This is a genomic window from Actinosynnema sp. NPDC059797 (genome assembly GCF_042732085.1).
In the GTDB taxonomy this organism is placed as follows: domain Bacteria; phylum Actinomycetota; class Actinomycetes; order Mycobacteriales; family Pseudonocardiaceae; genus Actinosynnema.
Genome location: NZ_JBHWIE010000473.1, coordinates 1 through 4786 on the forward strand (window position 1 = coordinate 1; position 4786 = coordinate 4786).

A 4786-nucleotide genomic window follows, 5' to 3' on the forward strand; every position below is an offset into this window, starting at 1 on the left:
GGTTCCGGGTGGAGCCCGGCGAGGTCGAGGCCGTCCTCGGCGAGTTCCCGGGCGTGGGCCGCGCGGCGGTCGTGGTGCGCGCGGACGCGTCGGGGCGGGGCAGGCTCGTCGCCTATCTCGTGTCGTCGGCGGGCGCCGCCCTCGACCGCGACGCGGTCCGCGCGTTCCTCGTGGACCGGTTGCCCGACTACCTGGTGCCGTCGGCGTTCGTCGTCCTCGACGCGCTGCCCCTGTCGGCCAACGGGAAGCTGGACCGCGCCGCGCTGCCGGAGCCCGAGGTCACCGCGCGGCCGGGACGCGAGCCGCGCACCCACCGCGAGGCGGTGCTGTGCGAGTTGTTCGCCGAGGTGCTGCGGCTGCCGCGGCCGGTGGGGGCCGAGGACGGGTTCTTCGAACTCGGCGGCGACAGCATCCACTCGATCCAGCTGGTCAGCCGCGCCCGCCGCGCCGGGCTGGTCCTGACCGTGCGCGACGTGTTCGAGCGGCCGACCCCGGCCCGGCTGGCCGAGGTCTCCGGCGCGGTCGCCGCCGCGGCGGAGGAACCGGGCGCCGGTGTGGGCGAGGTGCCGCTGACGCCGATCGTGGCCTGGCAGGCCGCGCGCGGGGGCCCGATCGCGGGCTTCACCCAGTCGATGGCCGTGCGCGCCCCCGCCGGCCTGCGCAGGGACGAACTGGTGGCCGCCGTGGGCGCGCTCCTCGACCACCACGACGCGTTGCGGCTGCGGGTGGACGTGGACCCGGGCGGCGCCTGGCGCCTCCACGTGCGCCCGCCCGGCGCGGTGCCCGCCGAGGACGTGGTGCACCGGCTGGACGTGGCGGGGACGGCCCCCGCTACCCGGGACCGACTCCTGCGCGATCACGCCGACCGCGTCCGCCGCTCGCTCGACCCCACCACCGGACCCGTCCTGGGGGTCGTGTGGTGCGACGCGGGCCCGGCGGCCCCGGGCACCGTCCTCCTGGTCGCGCACCACCTCGCCGTGGACGGCGTCTCCTGGGGCATCCTCCTCGGTGACCTGGCCCGCGCGGCCGAGCAGGTCCGCGCCGGCCTGCCGGTCGGGCTGGACCCGGTGACCACCTCGCTGCGCCGCTGGGCGCGGCTGGTCAACGACGACGCCCGCGGCCCGGCGCGCGCCGCCGAACTCCCGTGGTGGCGACGGGTGGTGCGCAGCCGCGACCCCCTGCTCGGCACCCGCGCACCGGACGCCCGCGACACCTACGCCACCGCCGGCATCGTCCAGCTGACCCTGCCGGCGGAGATCACCTCGCCGCTGCTGACCGCGGTGCCCGCCGCGTACCGGGCCGGCGTGGACGAGGTGCTGCTGACCGCTTTCGCCGCCGCGGTCCGCGAGTGGCGCCGCGCTCGGGGCGTCGTGTCGACCGAGGTCCTGGTCGACGTCGAGGGGCACGGGCGGCACGACGAGACCTACCCGGGAACCGACCTGTCCCGCACGGTCGGCTGGTTCACCGCCGTCCACCCGGTGGCGCTCCACCTCGACGCCGCGCCCGGGGCGTCGGGCGGCGACGCGGGACGGCTGCTCAAGCAGGTCAAGGAGCAGCTGCGGGCGGTGCCGGGGCGCGGCCTGGGCTACGGCCTGCTCCGCCACCTCGACCGGGGGGCGGGGCTGGCCGGCGCCGCGACGCCGCAGCTGGGCTTCAACTACCTGGGACGACTCCTCGCGGAGGAACCGGGGGACTGGGGCATGGTGCCCGACGTCGCCGGCGCGGGCGGCGGTGCGCCGCCGGAGCTGCCGCTGGCGCACGCCGTGGAACTGAACGCGCTCACCCGCGACGGCGCGGACGGGCCCCGGCTCGTCGCGGCCTGGACGTGGGGGCGCGAGCTGCTGGGCGAACCCGAGGTGCGCGAGCTGGCCGAGCTGTGGTTCGCGGCGCTGCGCGACCTGGTCGCCCACGTCGCGGACCCGACCGCGGGCGGCCTCACGCCGTCCGACGTGGTGCTGCCCGGGGTGACGCAGGACGAGATCGACGACTGGGAACAGGAACTGGAAGCCGAGTGGGGGACGCGCGCGTGAGTCGAACCAGCCAGGACCGCCGGGTCATCGAGGACATCCTGCCGCTGACGCCGGTGCAGCAGGGCATGGTGTTCCACCACGCTTACGAGGGGCAGTCGGGCGCCGACGTCTACATCGCCCAGCTGGTCGTCGACCTCGAAGGCGACCTCGACGCACGCGCGCTGCGGTCCGCGGCGCAGGCGCTGGTCGACCGGCACGCGACGCTGCGCACCGCCTTCCGCCGCCGGCGCACCGGCGACTGGGCCCAGGTGGTGGCCCGCACGGCGGTCCTGCCGTGGCGGGAACGGGACCTGCGCGGCGAGGACGACCCCGCCGCCGCTGCCGAGCGGGAGGTCCTGGAAGACCGCGGGCGCCGGTTCGACCTCGGCTCGCCGCCGCTGGTGCGCTGCGCCCTGCTGCGCACCAGCGAGCGCGCCCACAGGTTCGTGCTGACCAACCACCACATCGTCCTCGACGGCTGGTCGATGCCGGTGCTGCTGCGCGACCTCGTCGCGCTCTACCGCTCGGGCGGCGACGCGAGCGGCCTGCCCCCGGTGCGCCCGCACCGGGACTACTCGCGGTGGCTGGCCTCCCGCGACACCGGGGCGGCGAAGGCGGCGTGGGCGCGGGCCTTCGCCGGCTTCGGCGAGCCCACGCTGGTCGCCGACCCGGACGCCACCCGCGCGTCCGCCCCGCCCCGGCAGCTGAGCTTCACCCCCGAGCCGGAGGTGGCCGCCGCCCTGGCCGCCCTGGCCCGCGACCACGGGCTGACGACCAACACCGTGCTCCAGGTCTGCTGGGCGCTGGTGCTCGCCGAGCGCACCGGCCGTTCGGACGTGGCCTTCGGCGCCACGGTCGCGGGCCGGCCGCCGGAACTGGCCGGCGTAGAGGACATGGTGGGGCTGTTCGTCAACACGCTGCCGGTGCGGGTGCGGCTGGACCCGCGCGAGCCGGTGGCCGCGCTGCTGTCCAGGGTCCAGGCCGAGCAGGCCGCGCTGCTGGCGCACCAGCACCTGGGCCCGGCCGACGTCGCGGCGGTCACCGGGCTGCCGACGCTGTTCGACACCTCGTTCGTGTTCGAGAACTACCCCACCGACCCGGCCGCCGACGGCACCTTCGCCGACCTGGTCGTCACGGCCGCCCGCGGCTACGACGCCACCCACTACCCGCTGGGCCTGGTCGCCGTGGCGGACCCGGGCCTGCGGTTCCTCCTCGACCACCGGCCCGACCTCGTCGACCGGGCCGAGGCCGAGGACATCGCCGCCCACGTGCTGCGCGTGCTGGGCGCGGTCGTGGCGAACCCCGACGCGCCGGTGGGCCACCTGGACACCCTCGACCCGGCCGTGCGCCGGCAGGTCCTGGTGACGTGGAACGACACGGCGCGCGAGCACCCCGCCGACGTGCTGCCCGACCTGTTCGCCGCCCAGGTCCGCAGCACCCCGGACGCGGTGGCCCTGGTGCACCGGGGCGAGTCGTTGACCTACACCGAGCTGGACGCGCGGGCCAACGGGCTGGCCTGGGCGCTCATCGCCCGGGGCGCGGGAGCGGAGGTCGTGGTGGCCGTGCTGGTCCCGCGGTCGGTCGACTCCGTGGTGGCGCTGCTCGCGGTGCACAAGGCGGGCGCGGTGTACCTGCCGGTGGACCCCGACTACCCGGCCGAGCGGACCGCGTTCATGCTGGCCGACGCCGATCCCGCGCTGGTGGTCACCACCGGCGCGGTCGCGCACCGGGCCGCCGCCCACCCGGACCGCGTCGTCGTCCTCGACGCGCCGGAGGTCCGCGCCGAACTGGAGCGCGGGCCCGCCACCGACCCCCCGCGCGCGACCGCCCCGGCCCACGGCGCCTACATCCTCTACACGTCGGGGTCGACGGGCAGGCCCAAGGGCGCCCTGGTGACCCACGGCAGCCTGACCAACCTCCTGCACCACCACCGCGGGCAGGTGCTCGATCCCGCCGTGCGGGCGGTCGGGGGCCGCCGGCTGCGGATGGACCACACGGCGTCGTTCTCCTTCGACGCCTCGTGGGGGATCTTCCTGTGGATGGCCGCGCACGGGCACGAGATGCACCTCGTCGACGACGAGACCCGGCTCGACCCGGCGGCCTTCGCGGCGCAGGTCGCCCGGGAGCGGGTGGACGTGATCGACCTGACCCCCAGCGAGTGCCTGCACCTCGTGGCCGCGGGCCTGCTCGACGAGGGCCGGCACCGGCCGTCCGTGGTGGTGCTGGGCGGCGAGACCATCGGCGTCGGGCTGCGGGCCGACCTGAACTCGGTGCCCGGTCTGCGCGCCTACAACCTCTACGGCCCGACCGAGTGCACCGCCGACACGACCATCGGGGAGATCCGCGCCGACCGGCCAGCGGAGCTGGGCCCGCCGATCGACAACGTCCGCTGCTACGTGCTCGACCCCTGGCTGCGGCCGGTGCCGCCGAACACCGCGGGTGAGCTGTACGTGGCCGGCGCCGGCCTGGCCCGGGGCTACCGGGGCCGGCCGGGCCTGACCGCGCAGCGGTTCGTGGCCAACCCGTTCGAGGCGGGCGGCGCGCGCCTCTACCGCACCGGCGACCGCGTCCGGTGGTCGGCCGCCGGGCTGCTCGAGTACGTCGGCCGGACCGACGACCAGGTGAAGCTGCGCGGGTTCCGCGTCGAACCCGGCGAGGTGGAGGCCGTCCTCGGCGAGCACCCGTCGGTGCTCCAGTGCGCGGTCGTGCTCCGCGAGGACCGCCCCGGCGACCCGAGGCTGGTCGCCTACGCGACCGCCGCGGGCTCGATCGACCTG

2 protein-coding genes are annotated in these 4786 nt (G+C 76.9%); both read left to right on the plus strand.

Annotation, left to right across the window (positions count from 1 at the left end; genetic code table 11):
* Window positions 1-2030, plus strand: a 2030-nt coding sequence (locus tag ACFV4N_RS39990) for a condensation domain-containing protein (protein WP_499677898.1), incomplete at its 5' end; no start/stop codon positions are given.
* On the plus strand, window positions 2027-4786 hold a 2760-nt coding region (locus ACFV4N_RS39995; RefSeq protein WP_499677899.1), incomplete at its 3' end, for a non-ribosomal peptide synthetase. The genes ACFV4N_RS39990 and ACFV4N_RS39995, both read left to right, overlap by 4 nt.